Source organism: Microbacterium sp. CFBP9034 (assembly GCF_034045255.1).
Lineage (GTDB): Bacteria > Actinomycetota > Actinomycetes > Actinomycetales > Microbacteriaceae > Microbacterium.
This window is the reverse complement of the sequence record NZ_JAXCWC010000001.1, coordinates 616,349-633,999: the sequence shown is the minus strand read 5'-3', so window position 1 is coordinate 633,999 and position 17,651 is coordinate 616,349. Positions and strand designations below refer to the sequence as shown.

General features: G+C 71.2%; 16 protein-coding genes. 9 read left to right on the top strand and 7 right to left on the bottom strand.

Annotation, left to right across the window (positions count from 1 at the left end; translation table 11 throughout):
- Positions 1-80 precede the first annotated feature (80 nt).
- Both SOM19_RS02840 and SOM19_RS02835 read left to right on the top strand, forming a co-directional pair.
- Positions 81-545: a MarR family winged helix-turn-helix transcriptional regulator gene (locus SOM19_RS02840; RefSeq protein ID WP_320485037.1), complete on the top strand. Its 465-nt coding sequence runs from the start codon at positions 81-83 to the stop codon at positions 543-545.
- The gene (locus SOM19_RS02835; protein WP_320485036.1) at positions 542-1,921 is read left to right on the top strand and encodes an MFS transporter; all 1,380 of its coding nucleotides are present in this window, start codon (positions 542-544) and stop codon (positions 1,919-1,921) included. The genes SOM19_RS02840 and SOM19_RS02835 overlap by 4 nt, the downstream gene beginning before the upstream one ends.
- Positions 1,922-1,933: 12 nt before the next feature.
- On the opposite strand, the gene SOM19_RS02830 is transcribed toward SOM19_RS02835, so the two are convergent.
- Both SOM19_RS02830 and SOM19_RS02825 read right to left on the bottom strand, forming a co-directional pair.
- Positions 1,934-3,175, bottom strand: coding sequence for a D-arabinono-1,4-lactone oxidase (locus SOM19_RS02830; RefSeq protein ID WP_320485035.1), 1,242 nt, complete (start codon positions 3,173-3,175; stop codon positions 1,934-1,936).
- Entirely contained in the window at positions 3,172-4,179 is a 1,008-nt protein-coding gene (locus tag SOM19_RS02825; protein ID WP_320485034.1) for a LacI family DNA-binding transcriptional regulator, read from the bottom strand. The genes SOM19_RS02830 and SOM19_RS02825 overlap by 4 nt, the downstream gene beginning before the upstream one ends.
- A 197-nt stretch (positions 4,180-4,376) precedes the next feature.
- On the opposite strand from SOM19_RS02825, the gene SOM19_RS02820 reads away from it, so the two are divergent.
- The 7 genes from SOM19_RS02820 (at position 4,377) to SOM19_RS02790 (ending at position 11,783) form a co-directional block, all read left to right on the top strand.
- Positions 4,377-4,745 (top strand): L-rhamnose mutarotase, encoded by a 369-nt coding sequence (locus SOM19_RS02820; RefSeq protein WP_320485033.1) that lies wholly within the window; start codon positions 4,377-4,379, stop codon positions 4,743-4,745.
- On the top strand, positions 4,742-5,908 hold the full coding sequence (gene rhaI, locus SOM19_RS02815; protein WP_320485032.1) for an L-rhamnose isomerase: 1,167 nt from the start codon (positions 4,742-4,744) through the stop codon (positions 5,906-5,908). The genes SOM19_RS02820 and rhaI overlap by 4 nt, the downstream gene beginning before the upstream one ends.
- 82 nt (positions 5,909-5,990) lie before the next feature.
- The gene (locus SOM19_RS02810) at positions 5,991-6,827 is read left to right on the top strand and encodes an alpha/beta hydrolase fold domain-containing protein (RefSeq protein ID WP_320485031.1); all 837 of its coding nucleotides are present in this window, start codon (positions 5,991-5,993) and stop codon (positions 6,825-6,827) included.
- A 58-nt stretch (positions 6,828-6,885) separates the two neighbouring features.
- Positions 6,886-8,922, top strand: coding sequence for a bifunctional aldolase/short-chain dehydrogenase (locus SOM19_RS02805; protein WP_320485030.1), 2,037 nt, complete (start codon positions 6,886-6,888; stop codon positions 8,920-8,922).
- 139 nt (positions 8,923-9,061) lie between these two features.
- Entirely contained in the window at positions 9,062-10,570 is a 1,509-nt protein-coding gene (locus SOM19_RS02800) for a rhamnulokinase (RefSeq protein ID WP_320485029.1), read from the top strand.
- Entirely contained in the window at positions 10,567-11,541 is a 975-nt protein-coding gene (locus SOM19_RS02795) for a serine hydrolase domain-containing protein (protein WP_320485028.1), read from the top strand. Before SOM19_RS02800 ends, SOM19_RS02795 begins: the two co-directional genes overlap by 4 nt.
- A gap of 92 nt (positions 11,542-11,633) precedes the next feature.
- Positions 11,634-11,783 carry a hypothetical protein gene (locus tag SOM19_RS02790; protein ID WP_320485027.1) on the top strand — a complete coding sequence of 50 codons (150 nt, stop codon included), beginning with the start codon at positions 11,634-11,636 and terminating at the stop codon, positions 11,781-11,783.
- Between the two features lie 156 nt (positions 11,784-11,939).
- Here SOM19_RS02790 and SOM19_RS02785 read toward each other — a convergent pair whose 3' ends face one another.
- From SOM19_RS02785 to SOM19_RS02765, 5 genes are all read right to left on the bottom strand, one after another.
- Positions 11,940-12,785 carry a transglutaminase family protein gene (locus SOM19_RS02785; protein WP_320485026.1) on the bottom strand — a complete coding sequence of 282 codons (846 nt, stop codon included), beginning with the start codon at positions 12,783-12,785 and terminating at the stop codon, positions 11,940-11,942.
- Entirely contained in the window at positions 12,782-13,714 is a 933-nt protein-coding gene (locus SOM19_RS02780; RefSeq protein WP_320485025.1) for an alpha-E domain-containing protein, read from the bottom strand. Before SOM19_RS02780 ends, SOM19_RS02785 begins: the two co-directional genes overlap by 4 nt.
- The gene (locus SOM19_RS02775) at positions 13,708-15,489 is read right to left on the bottom strand and encodes a circularly permuted type 2 ATP-grasp protein (protein WP_320485024.1); all 1,782 of its coding nucleotides are present in this window, start codon (positions 15,487-15,489) and stop codon (positions 13,708-13,710) included. The genes SOM19_RS02780 and SOM19_RS02775 overlap by 7 nt, the downstream gene beginning before the upstream one ends.
- A gap of 74 nt (positions 15,490-15,563) precedes the next feature.
- The gene (locus SOM19_RS02770; protein WP_320485023.1) at positions 15,564-16,475 is read right to left on the bottom strand and encodes a C2 domain-containing protein; all 912 of its coding nucleotides are present in this window, start codon (positions 16,473-16,475) and stop codon (positions 15,564-15,566) included.
- Positions 16,476-16,657: 182 nt separating this feature from the next.
- The gene (locus SOM19_RS02765; RefSeq protein WP_320485022.1) at positions 16,658-17,512 is read right to left on the bottom strand and encodes a hypothetical protein; all 855 of its coding nucleotides are present in this window, start codon (positions 17,510-17,512) and stop codon (positions 16,658-16,660) included.
- Between the last annotated feature and the right edge of the window lie 139 nt (positions 17,513-17,651).

Genomic DNA, 17,651 nt, shown 5'->3' with positions numbered 1-17,651 from the left:
AAGTCTAGGCCGCGCGCCGGGGCGGGCCGGGGCATCCGGATTTTCCTTAGCAAGGCTAATGAGCTATGCTAAGGAATCGCATGAGCACCGATACGACGCCCGCCACGACACCGGCAGACCACCACGACGACCATTCCGCGGCGGCCTCCGAGCTGCGGATCGCGACGTTCCGCCTTGCCCGCCGCATGCGCACGCAGCGCGCGGTCGACTCGATGAGCGACGGCCAGTTCGCGGTCCTCGCCGCGCTCTGGGCGCACGGTTCGCACACGCTCGGCGAACTCGCCGACCGGGAGCGCGTCTCCGCTCCGTCGATGAACCGCACCGTCAACTGCCTGCAGGAGTCCGGCTACGTCGCCCGCGCGGCCGACGAGAACGACGGCCGCAAAGTCGTCATCTCCCTGACCGACGAAGGCCGCGCGGTCGTCGATGAGACAGCCCGCCGGCGCGATGCGTGGGTCGAGGCCGCCCTCGCCGAACTGTCGCCCGAGGACCGTGCCGCGCTCGCGCATGCCGCCGAGATCATGGGACGGATGGTGGCCCGATGAGCAGCTCTCCAGACCGCGGCACTCCGGCCATGTTCCGCTCGTTCTCCGTCTTCAACTACCGCGTCTGGTTCATCGGCGCCCTCGTCTCGAACACCGGTGCGTGGATGCAGGCCACCGCGCTCAGCTGGGTCGTGCTGACCGAGCTGACCGACAACGACGCCGCGGCGATGGGCATCACGATGGCCCTGCAGTTCGCGCCGCCCCTGCTCCTCGTCGGCGTCACCGGCTGGGTGGCCGATCGCTTCGACCGGCGCAAGCTGCTCGTCCTGACGCAGAGCCTGCTGCTGCTCGTCGGCGTCGCCATCGGCGTCCTTCTGCTCGCCGGCATGATGACGCTTCCGCTCATGTACGCGTTCGCGCTCGGGCTCGGCGTCATCGCCGCGTTCGACAATCCGGCCCGGCAGGCCTTCGTGTCCGACCTCGTCTCCCGAGAGGTCGCCTCGAACGCCGTCGCCCTGAACGCCGCGTCGTTCAACGGCGCGCGCATGATCGGCCCGGCGGTCGCCGGCATCGTGATCGTCGCGGTCGGCACCGGATGGGTCTTCCTCGTCAACGCCGTCACGTTCCTCGCGATGATCGTGGCGCTCATGCTGATCCGCACCGACGAGCTGATCCCCCGCGTTCAGGCGACCGGGGCCTCGCGGCTCGCCGACGGGTTCCGGTATGTCGCGCGGCGCCCCGACCTCATGGTCACGTTCGCGATGGTGTTCATCGTCGGGGCGTTCGGCATGAACTTCCCGATCTTCGCCTCGACCATGGCGCTCGAGTTCGGCCAGGAGGCCGACGGGTACGGGCTCCTGAGCTCCATCCTCGCGATCGGCTCGCTCGCCGGCGCCCTGCTCGCCGCGCGGCGCGACCGTGCCCGCATCCGGGTGGTCATCGGCGGCACTCTTCTCTTCGCCGGCGCCGCTGCGGTGTCGGCCGCGATGCCCTCCTATTGGGCATATGCCGTCACGCTCATGTTCACCGGGTTCGCCGTGGTGACGATGCTGACGACCGCCAACGGGTACGTCCAGACGACGACGGATCCGGCGCTCCGCGGTCGCGTCCTCGCGCTGTACATGGCCATCCTGATGGGTGGCACTCCGATCGGCGCCCCCATCGTGGGCTGGGTCGCAGCCGAGTACGGTCCGCGGGCGGCGATCCTCGTCGGCGCCGGCGCCGCGCTCGTCGCGTTCGCCATCGGCGCCACGTGGCTGATCGTCTCCGGCCGCCTGCACCGCGCCGAGGAGGCGCGGTTCCGGCTCACGATCGATGAGACGCGGCCCCTCTCGGTGGTGCCGGCGGCACCCGAGGAGTTCAGCGACGAGGTCGCCTCGACGACGCCGGTGCGCGTGCCGTCCGACGAGGCACTGCGCGAGCGCCGCGCCAGCTGACCACCGCCCGGGTCAGCGCTGCTCGCGCAGCCCCACGCGCTCGAGGTGGGCGTTGACGAAGCGTCCGCGCGGGTCGATCCGCTCGAAGACGGCGCGGGCGTCGCTCAGCCGCGGGTGCACGCGCTCGATCGCCGCACGGTCGAAGGCGTGCCGCTTGCCCCAGTGCGGCCTCGCGCCGAACGGCGCGAGCGCCTCCTCGATCCGCGGCAGCACCGCGGCGACGCCGACCGGGTCGTTGTGCCACGTGAAGTGGATCGCGAGCACGTCCTGCCCGAAGGCGGGGCTCAGCCACAGCTCGTCCGCCGACGCCGTGCGCAGCTCGCTCACGAAGAGCAGCGGCCGGATGACGTCACCCAGCGCGAGCATCGCGCGGAGCGCCGCCGGAGCCGCCGAGCGCGGCACGAAGTACTCGCTCTGGATCTCGTCACCGAACGACGGAGTGCCGTCGAGGCGGAAGTGGGGCAGCCGCAGCATCCACGGCCCGGGCTCGCCGCGCAGCCTCGTCACGTCGGCCAGACCGCCGAGGGGCTCGGCGTCGATGTCGAGCACGCCGTCGAGCAGCGCGTCCGGCACGGGATCGTCGTCGGCGTCCAGTCGGGACTTGACCCACACGAAGCCGACGGTGCGTGGTTCCCAGCGGGTGAACACCGACACGCTGTAGCCCGCGCCCGTGACGGTGTCGAGAGCGCCGAGCGCGGCATCCCACGAGACATCCCGGTAGACGTCCTGGCGCATCCGGTAGGACGGCCGCGTCTCGATGTCGAGCGACACCACGACGCCGTACGCCCCGACGCCCACCGCGAGTGCGGCGAAGTCGGGGTCGCCGCTGCGCACCTCGCGCACCTCCCCGTCGGCGTCGACGAACCGGATGCCGCGCACCGCCGTGGTCAGCACGCCGTTCGCGTCCCCCGAGCCGTGGGTGCCGGTCGCAGTGGCGCCCGCGACCGAGATGTGGGGCAGCGACCCGAGGTTGTGGAGCGCGAGACCGCGCTCGTCGAGCCAGGTCGCCAGCACTCCGTATCGCGTGCCCGCAGCCACGCGCACCTCTCCGTCGCGCAGCGCGAAGCCGCCCTCGAGCCCGGCGAGGTCGATGAGCGTGCCGGACGTGTCGGGCAGATCCGTGAACGAGTGGCGCGTGCCGAGCGCGTGCACCGGGCCGTCGCCCGCGACGGCACGAATCACATCGGCCTCGCTCCACGCCGCGACGATCCGCGGCGCCGTGTAGTCGTAGGTGCCCGCCCAGTTGCGCGTCATCGCCTCGGCCTCGTCGATTCCCGCACCACGAGCTCCGGCTGGAACACGACCTGCTCCCGCTCCGCCACGCCGTCGACCTCGTCCAGCAGCAGCTCGACCGCGCGGCGTCCGATGAGCTCACTGGGCTGGCGGATCGAGGAGAGCGGCACGACGGTGGCCGCCGAGAAGTCGATGTCGTCGTAGCCGATGATCGCGATGTCGTCCGGCACCGCGACCGATCCGAGCATCACGAGCGCCTGCAGCAGGCCGACGGCGAGCAGGTCGTTGGCCGCGAAGACCGCGTCCGGACGGTCGGCCGCGTCGCGGTCCCGCAGCCCCTCGCCCGCCGCACGGCCCTCGAGCACCGTCAGCGCCCCGGTCTCGATCACTTCGAGCGAGGCATCCGGATGCTGCGCCACTGCGCTGCGCGCACCCTCGAGGCGGTCGGCGACCTGGCGGACGGTGGACGGCCCGCCGACGAACGCGATCCGGCGGCGGCCGCTCTCGATCAGGTGCGCCACGGCGAGGCGGCCGCCGGCGACGTCGTCCACCGAGACGGAGGAGAAGTCCATGCCGTCGCTCGGGCGGTCGACGAGCACGGCCGGGATGCCGCGGGATCGCAATCCCTCGAGTCGCCGCGAGACGTCGTCGACCGGCGTGATGAGCACTCCGTGGACGCGCTGCTGCTCGAACAGGTCGAGGTAGCTCGACTCGCGGGCCGGGTCGTCGTCGCTGTTGCCGAGCAGGATCGAGAGGTCGTCGTCGGCGGCACGACGCTCGGCGCCGCGCGCCACATCGGTGAAGAAGGGGTTGCGCACGTCGAGCACGACGAGGCCGATGCTGCGGCTGCGGCCGGCGCGCAGCTGGCGAGCGGCGTCGTTGCGGACGAAGCCCAGTTCGTCGATCGCCGACTGCACCCGCTCCACGGTCGCCGGCGCGACCTTGTCGGGGCGGTTGAGCACGTTGGACACCGTGCCGACCGAGACTCGCGCGAGCGCAGCGACGTCCTTGACACTGATCGTCACCGCGAACCCCTTCCGGCGCCGCCCTCGGCGCAGGGCGGCGAATGGCACGACTGTACACCGGGCAGCGCGGGCGGCCGCGCCGGGAAAGCGTTTCGTCTTGACAAGGCCCGGTGCCGCCGCTTACCTTGGACTCAGCGAATGAAACGATTCATTCCTAGGCCCGCCTCGACGCCGAGGACACCGAAAACCAGAGAACCATGCCCCGCATCTGCTTCCAGCTCCAGGTCCGTCCCGAGCTGCTCGACGAGTACCTCGAGCGCCACTCCCCGGTGTGGCCTGAGATGCTCGCCGAGATCGCCGCCTCCGGGCGCCGCAACTACTCGCTCTTCCTCGCGGAGGGCGGTCGCCTGCTCGGCTACTACGAGACCGACGACGACGAGGCGGCGCAGGCGTACCTCGCGAGCTCCGCCGTCGCGGCGCGCTGGGAAGCCGAGATGGGCCGGTTCTTCCTCGGCCTCGAAGGGCGTCCCGACCAGGCCGCCACCCCCCTCACCGAGATCTTCCACCTCGAAGACCAGCTCGCGGATGCCGCAGCATCCGCCCGCGCAGAAAGCGACGAATCGTGACCACGCTCTCCCCCGACATCCTCACCGCCCTCGAAGGCCAGGGCATCGAGCTCCCCTCCTGGGCGTTCGGCAACTCCGGCACGCGCTTCCGCGTCTGGACGACCGAGGGCACGCCGCGCGACCCGTTCGAGAAGATCGCGGATGCCGCGGAGGTCAACCGGGTGACCGCCCTGGCCCCGAGCGTCGCCCTGCACATCCCGTGGGACAAGGTCGACGACTTCGGCGCCCTGCGCCGGCACGCCGAGGACCTCGGCGTCGAGCTGGGCACCATCAACTCGAACACGTTCCAGGACGAGGACTACAAGTTCGGCGCCCTGACGCACGAGGACGACCGCATCCGCTGCAAGGCGATCGACCACCACCTCGAGTGCATCGACGTCATGGACGCCACGGGCTCGCGCGACCTGAAGATCTGGCTCGCGGAGGGCTCGAACTACCCGGGTCAGACCGACATGCGCGCCCGCCAGGACCGCCTGAACGATTCGCTCCGCCAGATCTACGCGCGCCTCACCGGCGAGCAGCGCCTCGTGCTCGAGTACAAGTTCTTCGAGCCGTCGTTCTACCACACCGACGTTCCTGACTGGGGCACGTCCTACGCGCAGGTGGCGACGCTCGGCGACCGGGCGATGGTGTGCCTCGACACGGGCCACCACGCGCCGGGAACCAACATCGAGTTCATCGTCATGCAGCTCCTGCGGCTCGGCAAGCTGGGCTCGTTCGACTTCAACTCGCGCTTCTACGCCGACGACGACCTCATCGTGGGCGCGGCCGACCCCTTCCAGCTCTTCCGGATCCTGTTCGAGGTCGTCCGCGGCGGCGGGCTGAACAACCCCGACGTGGCCTTCATGCTCGACCAGTGCCACAACATCGAGGACAAGATCCCAGGCCAGATCCGCTCGGTGCTGAACGTCCAGGAGATGACTGCCCGCGCGCTCCTCGTCGACCGCGACGCCCTCGCCGCAGCGCAGTCGGCGAACGACGTGCTCGCGGCGAACGCCGTGTTCATGGACGCCTTCTACACCGACGTGCGCCCGGCGCTCGCACAGTGGCGCGAGTCGCGCGGGCTCCCGGCCGATCCCATGGCCGCGTACGCCTCCTCGGGCTACCAGCAGCGCATCGTGGCCGACCGCGTGGGCGGCACGCAGGCCGGCTGGGGCGCCTGACCGAGCCCATGACTCGCCACGACACGCCGTACGCCTGGACGACCAGGCGGCGTGTCCTGGCGACTCGACGTCAGGATCCGAGATGACCGACCCCTACGCGGCTGCCGACGGCCTCGTGCGCGTCTACCCGGCGCGCGCGCCCCACGGCGCAGGGCTCGTGTGGGCGCACGGCGGGGGGTTCGCGGGCGGCGACCTCGACATGCCCGAGGCCGACTCCGTCGCCCGGTCCCTGGCCTCGCGCGGGACGACCGTGGTCTCCGTCGACTACCGCCTGGCGGGCGACGGATGCCGCTACCCCGCGCCCTCCGACGACATCCTCGCCGCCTGGGCCTGGGCGGTCGACAACGCCGCACGCCTGCGCGTCGATCCGTCGCGCCTGGCGATCGGCGGCGCGAGCGCGGGCGGCAACCTCGTTGCCGGAGCCACGCTGCGGTTGATCGAACGCGGTGTCGCCGTGCTTCCCGCACTGGTCGTCCTGGCGTACCCCACGCTCCTCGCGGTGCAGCCCGAACCCGGTCCGGAGCTTCGGGCTGCACTGGACGCCGACCCCGACGCCGATCGCTTCGGACCGGATGCCGTCCGCGGCATGTACCAGAACTACCTCGGCCACCCGGTCGACCGAGCCCCGCTCCCGGCTGTCCCGGGCGCGGCGACGGCCGCCGACCTGGCGGAGTTCCCGCCGACGCTCATGATCAACGGCGACGTCGACGAACTCCGCGTCTCGGGCGAGGTCTTCGCCGCAACGCTCGCCTCGGCCGACCGGCCGATCGAGGTCGTGACCGAGCCCGGCACGACGCACGGTCATCTCAACCGACCTGATCTGCCCGCGGCATCCGTCTCTCTCGACCGCATCGCGACCCGTCTCGCGGCGTTGCGCTCCACCGTCCTCCCGAGTCGCCAGAACACGCCGACACCGTGACACCCGACCCGGCGTGTCTTGGCGACTCGCCCCGCACCCCCACCGAAGGAACACCCTCATGACGAACCAGGCAGCAGCCGACCTGATCGCCCGGTCCAACCGACTCGGCGCCGACCCGAAGAACACGAACTACGCCGGCGGCAACACGTCGGCGAAGGGCACCGACACCGATCCGGTCACGGGTCAGCCCGTCGAGCTGCTGTGGGTCAAGGGCTCCGGCGGCGACCTCGGCACGCTGACCGAGTCGGGGCTCGCGGTGCTGCGCCTCGACCGCATGCGCGCCCTGGTCGACGTGTACCCCGGCCTCGATCGCGAAGACGAGATGGTCGCCGCGTTCGACTACTGCCTGCACGGCAAGGGCGGCGCGGCGCCGTCGATCGACACCGCGATGCACGGGCTCGTGGACGCCGCCCACGTCGACCACCTGCACCCCGACTCCGGCATCGCGATCGCGACGGCCGCCGACGGCGAGGCGCTCACCCCGACGATCTTCGGCGAGAAGGTGGTGTGGGTGCCGTGGCGGCGCCCGGGCTTCCAGCTCGGCCTCGACATCGCCGAGATCAAGGCGGCGAACCCGCAGGCGATCGGCTGCATCCTCGGCGGACACGGCATCACGGCGTGGGGCGACACCTCGGAGGAGGCGGAGGCCAACTCGCTCTGGATCATCGAGACCGCTCAGGCCTACCTCGACGCGAACGGATCGGCCGAGCCCTTCGGCGGAGTCCGGGCCGGGTTCGAGGCGCTCCCCGAGGCGGAGCGGCGCGCCAAGGCCGCCGCACTCGCGCCGACGATCCGCGGCCTCGCGTCGACCGACAAGCCCATGGTCGGGCACTTCACCGACTCCGACGTCGTGCTCGACTTCCTCGCCGCGGAGCGGGCGCCCGAGCTCGCCGAGCTCGGCACCAGCTGCCCCGACCACTTCCTGCGCACCAAGGTCAAGCCGATGCTGCTCGACCTGCCCGCCGACGCGCCGGTCGAGGCATCCGTCGCCCGCCTCGTCGAGCTGCACGACACCTACCGCGCCGACTACCAGGCGTACTACGACGCCCACGCCACGGCCGAGTCGCCCGCGATCCGCGGCGCCGACCCGCTCATCGTGCTCGTACCTGGGGTGGGCATGTTCTCGTTCGGCGCGAACAAGCAGACCGCCCGCGTCGCCGGCGAGTTCTACGTCAACGCGATCAACGTGATGCGCGGCGCCGAGTCGATCTCGACCTACAGCCCCATCAGCGATGCCGAGAAGTTCCGCATCGAGTACTGGGCGCTCGAAGAGGCGAAGCTGCAGCGGATGCCGAAGCCCAAGACCCACCAGGGGCGCATCGCGTTCGTCACCGGCGCGGCATCCGGAATCGGGAAGGCCATCGCCACCCGCCTCGCCGCCGAGGGCGCCTGCGTGGTCGTCGCCGACCTCGATCTCGAGAAGGCGCAGGCCGCGGCCGCCGAGCTCGGCGGAACGGATGTCGCGATCGGCGTCGCCGCGAACGTCGCCGACGCCGCCGGTGTGCAGGCCGCGATCGACGCCACGGTGCTGGCGTTCGGCGGCATCGACCTCGTTGTGAACAACGCCGGCCTGTCGCTGTCGAAGCCGCTGCTGGAGACCACCGAGAAGGACTGGGACCTGCAGCACGACGTCATGGCCAAGGGCTCGTTCCTCGTGGCGAAGGCGGCCGCGAAGGCGCTCATCGAGCAGAAGATGGGCGGCGACGTCATCTACATCTCGTCGAAGAACTCCGTCTTCGCGGGCCCGAACAACATCGCGTACTCCGCGACCAAGGCCGACCAGGCCCACCAGGTGCGCCTCCTCGCGGTCGAGCTCGGCGAGCACGGCGTGCGGGTCAACGGAATCAACCCCGACGGCGTCGTGCGCGGCTCGGGCATCTTCGCCGCCGGGTGGGGCGCCAACCGCGCCGCGACCTACGGCGTCAAGGAAGAGGACCTCGGCCAGTACTACGCCAACCGCACGATCCTCAAGCGCGAGGTCGTGCCCGAGAACGTCGCGGACGCGGTCTACGTGCTGACCGGCCCCGAGCTCTCGCGCACGACGGGCCTGCACATCCCCGTGGACTCCGGCGTCGCCGCGGCGTTCCTGCGATGAGCGGCCGCGGCGGCGCGCTCCGCCGAACGCACAGGGTTTTGCCGAGCGCACGGGGTTTGGGCGCCGAAACCATGTGCGCTCGGGCACATCATGTGCGCTCGGCGCCGAACGTGTCGGCAGCCGGCACGGGGGCACGGGCATGAGCGGCGGCGCGGTCGCGGCCGTCGACCTCGGTGCCACCAGCGGCCGCGTGATGATCGGCCGGGTGAGCGACGGGATGCTGCAGCTCGAGGCCGTCTCACGGTTCCCGAACGGACCCGTGCCCGGCCCCGACGGCCTGCACTGGGACTTCTCGGCGCTGTACCGGCACATCGTCGACGGGCTCCGCGAGGCCGTCGAGCGCGAGCCCGGCCTGGCGAGCGTCGGCATCGACTCCTGGGCGGTGGACTACGGCCTGGTGCAGAGCGGCGAACTCCTCGCCGAGCCGTTCCACTATCGCGACGAGCGCACCCTGCGCGGCGTCGACCGGGTGCACGGGCTCATCCCGTTCGCCGAGCTCTACCGACGCAACGGCCTGCAGTTCCTCCCGTTCAACACCCTGTATCAGTACGCGACGGAGCAGCGCCTCGACGATGCCGACGTCGCGCTCCTCGTCCCCGACCTCGTCGCGTTCCTGCTCACGGGAGCCCGCATCGCGGAGCGCACCAACGCCTCGACCACCGGGCTCGTCGACGTGCACAGCGCGCAGTGGGACCTCGAGCTCGCCGAGCGGCTCGGGATCCCGGCATCCGTCCTGCCCGATCTCGTCGATCCGGGCGAGCGTCTCGGTGCGCTGCACGGCGCGGCGCGCGAACGCGTCGGCCGGGCGCTCGAGGTGATCGCAGTCGGATCGCACGACACCGCGTCGGCGATCGTCGCGGTGCCCCTGAGCTCGCCGAACGCGGCGTACATCTCGTGCGGCACGTGGGGGCTCGTCGGCGTCGAGCTCGACGCTCCGGTTGTCACCGACGACGCGCGCGAGGCGAACTTCACGAACGAGGGCGGTGTGGACGGACGGGTGCGGTTCCTCCACAACGTCACCGGCCTGTGGCTGCTGAGCGAGTCGGTGCGGGCGTGGGAGTCCGAAGATGGCGAGCGGATCGACCTCCCGGCGCTGCTGGAGGCCGCGGCCGGGCCCACGCGCCCGGAGGCTTCGGGTGACGCGTCAGCGGCGGCAGAAGGGGGCGTGGGGAACGCGGACGGCGAGATCCCGATCTTCGACGCCAACGATCCGCGGCTGTCGGCGCCGGGCGACATGCCCGCCCGTATCGCCGCGGTGCTCGAGGAGGCGGGGGCGACCGTACCGGCATCCCGGGCGGCGTTCGCCCGCACGATCGTGGAGAGCATCGCCGCGGCGTTCGCCCGGACGGTCCACACCGCGGGCCGCCTGACGGACCGCGAGATCGACGTCGTGCACATCGTCGGGGGCGGGGCGCTGAACCGCCTGCTGTGCCAGGCGACCGCCGACCGGTCGGGACTGCCGGTGCTCGCCGGACCGGTCGAGGCGACGGCGATCGGCAACGTGCTCGTGCAGGCGCGCGCCCACGGCTGGTTCGGAGCGGATGCCTCGCTCGAGACCCTGCGAGAGGCCGTCGTCGCCGCTTTCCCGCCGGAGCGGTTCGAGCCTCGCGCAGGCAGCCGCGACCCTCGCTCGGGAAGAACGGCATGACCACGTACGGCGCCGCCTTCGACTGGGCACGCCGGCACGTCGAGGCCGGGCGCCTGCCGACCGCCGTGCTCGGCATCGCGACCGCCGACGGCACCGTGGCCCTCGACGCCTTCGGCGCGACGGGCACCCGCTCCACCCGGTCGGACGACCACTACCGCCTGTTCTCGATCACGAAGCCGCTCGTCGGACTGGTCGCCGCACGGGCGATCGAGCGCGGGCTGCTCACGCCCGAGACGCCGCTCTCGGCCGCGCTCCCCGCGTTCGGAGCCGGCCGCGACGACATCGTGCGTCTGCGGCACCTCGCGAGCCACACCTCCGGCATCGCCGAGCCCGCGCTGGACGCCCCAGGCCTCCGCTCCGCGCTCGTCAGCCTGGGCCGCGACTTCCGTGCCGGCACGGTGTCGCGCTACTCCACGATCGCATTCGAGGGGATCGCCGCGCTGACCGAGCACGCGACCGGCGTCGCCTGGGATGCCGAGCTCGCCGCCTGGGCCGCCCGGAGCGGCGCCGACGGTCTCACCCTGGATGAGGCATCCGACCCGATTGAGATTCCGGATGCCGCAGCCAACGGCCTCGACATCGAGGCGTTCGCCCGCCTGCGGCACCCCGGCGCCGGCCTCCTCGGCCGCGCGACGGACCTGCTCGCGATCGGCTCGGCCCTGCTGCGCGACGCCGGGGAAATCGTGCAGCCGGCGACCCTCGGGATGATGCTGCGCCCACTCACGGACGACATCCCCCGCCTCGAGCCGTACCCCGCCGAGCGCGGTCAGGACTGGGGCTTCACCTGGAACCTCCGCAGCCGCGCGCCGGGCCTCATCGACCGCGACGTGTACGGCCACGGCGGCTGGTCCGGCGGCGAGTTCTGGGTGCATCCGACGGCCGGCGTGGCCTGGGTGCTGCTGACCAACCGCGCCGATCGGCCGGGCGTCGACGCCGATGAGCTCGACAACGCGGTGATCTCGGCGCTCTGAGGGCCCCCTTGCGGATGCCGCGGCACCCGCCCCCTCCCGCGTCCGCACGTCAACCCCCTGCCGGGGCGCGGGCGGGGGCCTAGCGTGGAGTCATGGACCAGCAGCACGGCACCGAGGACCAGCCCGTCGAGCAGGATGCCCCCGTCGGCGGCGACGAGACCACCGAGGAGCAGCTCGAGGCCGACAACCCGGCCGAGGAGGACACGCTCAAGACGCTCGACCCGGACGCCCCGCCCGCCTGACCTCGCAAGCCCGGGAGCCTGGGCCCGGAGCCCGCAACGGCGCTCCCCGCGAGCGCACACGGTCTGCGCGAAAGCACACGTTGTGCGCGGCGAAACCATGTGCATTCGCGCACAACATGTGCGTTCGGCACCGGCGCTGAGCCAGAAGGGCGCGGGTCAGGCCTCGCGGGTGATGGTGACCTTCACGTGCAGGTGGCTCTTGAACGGGCCGGCGTACACCCCGCGCAGCGGAGGCACGTCGCCGTAATCGCGGCCCCGGCCGACCAGCACGTGCCGGTCGCCGATCTCGATGTTGTTCGTGGGGTCGAAGCCCTGCCACTCGCCCGCGAACCACTCGATCCACGCGTGCGACTCGCCGGTGACCGCGACCCCCACGTCGGCCGTGGGGCGGGGGTGCAGGTAGCCCGAGACGTACCGGGCCGGGATGCCGACCTCGCGCAGCGCCCCGAGCGTCACGTGGGCGATGTCCTGGCACACGCCCTTGCGGGCCTCCCAGGCCTCGTGCGCGGTCGAGTGCACCCCGGTGATGCCGTGCATGTACTCCACGGCGTCGCCGATCCCCGTCGCGATCGCGTGGGCCGCGCGCCCCGGGTGATCGTGCTTGGCCGCGATGGACCGGGCGAGGTCGGCGACCTCGGGGTGGGGTCGCGTGCGGTTGGTCTGCCCCAGCTGCTCGACGGTCTCGATGGAGCGGCCGGACTCCCGTCCGAGAGCGTGCCACGAGACGTCGACGTGCTCGAGCGGGCGCGGGCGCACTTCGACCAGCGAGCGAGCGGTGATCGTGAGCGCTGCGTGCGGAGACAGCACGTCGAAGGCGGCGACGCGGGTGCCGAAGTAGTCGACGTACTGGTTCACCGACGTCGACGGCTCGATGTCGAGCGACGAGTTCAGCACGAACTGGCTGTCGGTCGATCCCGGCAGCATGCGCGCCTCGTTGTACGACGCCGACACGTCGCCCTGATAGCTGAAACCGGTCTGGTGCTCGATGCGCAGGCGCTTCATGAGATCTCCCCGATCCAGCTGGGCTCGGCCTGCGTCGGGAAGAACCGCCCGCGGATCGCCTCGGATGCCTCGCGCGTCACCGTCTGCACGCGCTGCATGTGCTGCGGCAGCTCGCCGAGGATCTCGCCGATCGGCCGGTACTCGAGGTCGTTGCGGATCTGGCCGAGAGCGCGCAGCACCGTGTTCGAGTGGCCGACGCGGTCGGCACGGGGATCGATGGCGCTCATGCACTCCTCGGCGCGCTGGATCGAGTAGATGATCGAGCGCGGGAACAGCCGGTCGAGCAGCAGGAACTCCGCCGCGTTGCGCGCGCTCGGCATGCCGCGATAGGTGCGCAGGTACGCCTCGTAGGCGCCGCACGACCGCAGGATGGTGGTCCACGACGGGCCGGATGCCTGGGTCAGCGACCGAGTCGCCAGCAGGCGTGCGGTCATGTCGGTGCGCTCGATGCTGCGACCCAGCGTGAAGAACTGCCAGGCCTCGTCACGGCTCGTGGAGGAGTCCACGATGCCCACGGCGAGCGCCGCACGCTCACGCACCCATTGGAAGAACTCGTGCACCTTGTCGGTCTGCAGGCGCCGCGGCATCCGCGCGTTCGTCGTGTTGAGGGTCTCCCACAGCTCGGTGGAGACGATCTCGCGGGCCCGGCGGGCGTTCTCGCGGGCGCCGGTGAGGGCGTAGGCGATGCTGGACGGATTCATGCGGTCGACCGCCAGGCGTGCCAGCACGTCCTCGCGCCGGACGACCTCGAGGCCTTCCGGCGAGGGCGAGCCCATGACGCTGAGCAGCGAGCGGCAGGCCGTGTCCTCGTTGATCCACGGGTCTTCCAGCAGGAGCTGGAGGTGGACGTCGAGGATGCGCGCCGTGCCGTCGCTGCGCTCGATGTAGCGCCCGATCCAGAAGAGCGACTCGGCGATGCGGCTCAGCATGGCGCACCTTCTTCGGGCGTTTCGACTCGCGTAGACCCGCGCTGAGCGAGCGTCAGCGAGTCGAAGCGTCGCTCGACGAGCGGTGGTGTGCCGGACGAAGCGTCTCCCGCCTCACCCTGCGCCTGCTGCTGCTGCTCCTGCTGCTCGACGCGGGTGCGAGGGCGGTCCTGCGGGGAGTGCGTCGGCTCGGGCTGCCCGTCGTAGATGATCGGGATCGCCGCCGTGATGGTCGCGGCCTGGTCGGCCACGAGGCCCGCGAGTCCGCTGCCCTGTCCGTACTCGACATGCGACGGCGCGGAGCCGCCGATGACCCAGGTGTCCTTCGACCCGCCGCCCTGGCTGGAGTTGACGACCAGCTGGCCCTCGGGGAGCGCGACGCGCGTGAGACCGCCGGGCAGCACCCAGACGTCCTCGCCGTCGTTCACCGCGAACGGGCGGAGGTCGGCGTGGCGCGGGCGCATGCCGTCCTCGACCATCGTCGGGATGGTCGAGAGCATCACCACGGGCTGCGCGATCCAGCCCCGCGGATCGGCGAGCAGGCGCTGCCGGAGCGTGTCGAGCTCGGCGGGCGAGGCATCCGGGCCCACCACCAGGCCCTTGCCGCCCGACCCGTCCACCGGCTTGACCACGAGCTCGGGGAGGCGGTCGAGCACCTCCTCGAGAGCACCGGGATCTTCGAGCCGCCACGTGTCGACGTTCTTCAGGATCGGCTCCTCGGCGAGGTAGTAGCGGATCAGGTCGGGCACGTAGGTGTAGAGGAGCTTGTCGTCGGCGACGCCGTTGCCCACGGCGTTGGCGATCGTGACATTGCCGAGCCGCGCGGCGAGCATCAGGCCGGGGGCGCCGAGCATCGAGTCGGCACGGAACTGCAGCGGATCGAGGAACTCGTCGTCGACGCGGCGATAGATCACGTCGACGCGCTTGGGGCCGCGGGTCGTGCGCATGAAGACCTTGCCGCCGATCGACAGCAGATCGCGCCCCTCGACGAGCTCGACGCCCATGAGGCGGGCGAGCAGCGTGTGCTCGAAGTAGGCGGAGTTGTAGACGCCGGGCGTGAGCACCACGACGTTGGGATCGTCGATGCCGGCGGGCGCCGACGCCCGCAGGGCGGCCAGGAGCTTGTTCGGGTAATCGCCGACCGGGCGCACGCGCATCGAGACGAACAGCTCGGGGAGCGTCTGGGCCATGACGCGGCGGTTCGAGATCACGTAGCTGACACCCGAGGGCACGCGCACGTTGTCTTCGAGCACGCGCATCTCGCCGTGCTCGTCGCGGATGAGGTCGATCCCCGACACGTGGATGCGCACGCCGTTGGCGGAGTGGATGCCGGCGGCCTGGCGGTAGAAGTACTGCGACGAGGCGATGAGCCCGGCGGGAAGCACCTCGTCGCGGACGCAGTGCTGGCGTCCGTAGGCGTCGTCGAGGAACGCCTCCAACGCGCGCACCCGCTGCTTGACCCCGGCCTCGATGCGCGACCACTCGTCGTAGGTGATGACGCGGGGCACGGCATCCAGCGGGAACGGGCGCTCCTCACCGGCGAAGTCGAACGTGACGCCCTGTGCGAGGTACGAGCTCGCGAGGGAGGCGGTGCGTCCGCGCAGCTCCTCCTGGGTCATCTGAGCGAGGGCCTGGTAGAGCTCCCGGTAGGCCTCCCGCGACTCCGCCAGAGCCCCGGGATGAGCCGGGCTCCCGAACATCTCGTCGTACGCCGGGATCCCTGTGGCCGTCTTGCGCGGCGCCAGAACGGAGCCGTAGCCGTCGAAGAGATCTCCCATGCGATGAGCCTAGTCGCGGCCGTGTTGCCGGAGTGTTTCGACGGGATGCCGCGGCCCGCGGCCGCTCGTCCCGGTCAGCAGTGCACCACCACGTTGAACCAGCCGTCGACAGGGTTGCCCGCGCTGTCCCACACGTCGACACTCACCGCATCCCAGTCCGGCCACGCGTAGGCGGTCACGATGTTCGCGGCGTAGGGGCTGCTCGCCACCGCGACGCACGCGGTGAGATCCACATCGAACCAGACCGTATAGGCGCCGATGGCGTCGTGGCTGTACCCGGTCTGGCGACTCCACGACTCCGGGGCACCGGTGGGATCGCCGATGGAGTACATCTGGCCGATGTAGTAGCCGGTGACGTCGATGACGAGGTGGGTGGAGTAGTCGTAGTTGCGCACCCGGAGGTGAGGCGTTCCCTGCCCCGGAAGGGCGACCGTGGGGTTCGACGTCACCTTGTTCGCGCTCGTGTAGGAGAGAACCGTCGACGTCGGCTCGCTCAGCCCGACCGGCCACGCGTTCAGTCGGCCCTTGCCGCTGGACTCGACCGTCGTGAACGAGAACGTCGCCGACGACGCCCATTCCGGGATGCCGCATCCGCCGCTCTTGCCACCCTGTGCGATGAAGCCGTCCGCCCCCGTGACCAGGAAGGAGCGCGACACACCCGCTGCGAGCTTGCCGCCCGCCTTGCGGGTGTCCACGGCGCGGCACGGAACGATGGGGACGTAGAGGAGCTCTCTTTCGAACTCCGAGATCGCCGCCAGGGATGCCAACCCGTCCGCCACGCCACGCTCGGATCCCGAGCCCAACGGCGAGACGTTCATCGGGCTGGACTGCGGCTCTCTGTCCGGCCCGGGCAGGCCGTCCGGCGCCGTCCGGGCGAAGGAGGCCGGTTCGGCATCGCCCGAGTGGGTCATGATCGCGACGGTGGACGCGCTCGCGAGCACGGCGACGACCGCGAGCGCGACGGTGGAACGGAACCTTCTGGGCATGGCGAACTCCCTCGTTCTTGCGCAATGCCGGAGGCCCCGAACCCCGAGTGATGAACAGCACGGTACACCTGCGTCCTGCCGAGCACGAGGGGCCTCGCACACCAGTGCCCCGCGACGCCGTGGGGCGTCGCGGGGCACGTGGGAGCTGTCAGCCACCGGCCAGAGCCGGTGCGGCTACCCGACTAGCAGTGGACCGCGAGATTGAAGTAGTAGTCCGCCGCGACGCCCGCGTGGTTGTAGACGACCACCGTGACGGTGGGACTTGACGTCGTATAGAGCGCATTGGCGATGTACCCGCCCCAGTCGGCGTTCGCCACAGCGACGCACCCCGTGAGCGGGGTGTCGAAGGTCACGTTGTACATACCCGTGCCGATCTTCGCTGCGCTGACCACCCGCGAACTCCCGCCGAGCGTGCCGCCCGAGTTGACGTACGCGTACATCTGGCCGATGTAGTAGCCGGTGACGTCGACGACCAGGTGCGTCGAGTAGTCGTAGTTGCGAACGCGAAGGTGCGGCGAGCCGGTCTGCTGCAGGGCGACCGTCGGATTCGACGTCACCTTGTTGGCGTTCGTGTACGACAGGACGGTGGACCCGGGCTCGCTGACCCCGTTCGGCCACGCGTTGAGCCGGCCCTTGCCGGTCGCCTCGGTGGTCGTGAACGAGAACGTCGCCGAGGTCGCGCCTGCCGGGATGCCGCAGCCGCCGCTCGTTCCGCCCTGCGGAACGAAGGCGGTGGTGCCCTTCACGACGAACGCCCGCTGCTCGTTCACTGCCAGCTTGCCCCCCGCCTTGCGGGTGTCGACGATGCGACAGGGCTTGATCGGCACGTACAGGTACTCCTTCTCGGTCGGAGTGAGCCCCGCGAGGTCTGCCCCGTCGAGAGAGCTGTCGGATTGCGAGTCGGGTGCCGGGCGGTCCGGGGCCGTCTGCGCGATCGACGTGGGCGCCGCCGTGGGATTGAGCACCGCCACGGTCGAGGCGCTCGCGAGCACGGCGATCGCCGCGAACGCGAGGGTGGAGCGAAGTCTGCTGGTCATTGCGTACTCCTCATCGTCGCCGGCCCTCATCGGCCGGGCGGGTGGATTCCCCGGGGGCCCGAGTGGTCCCACCATGCAGAGCCCGTCGAGCGCATCGCTGATACGAACGCCAGCGGATTCGCGCCACGTCGGCCTCGCG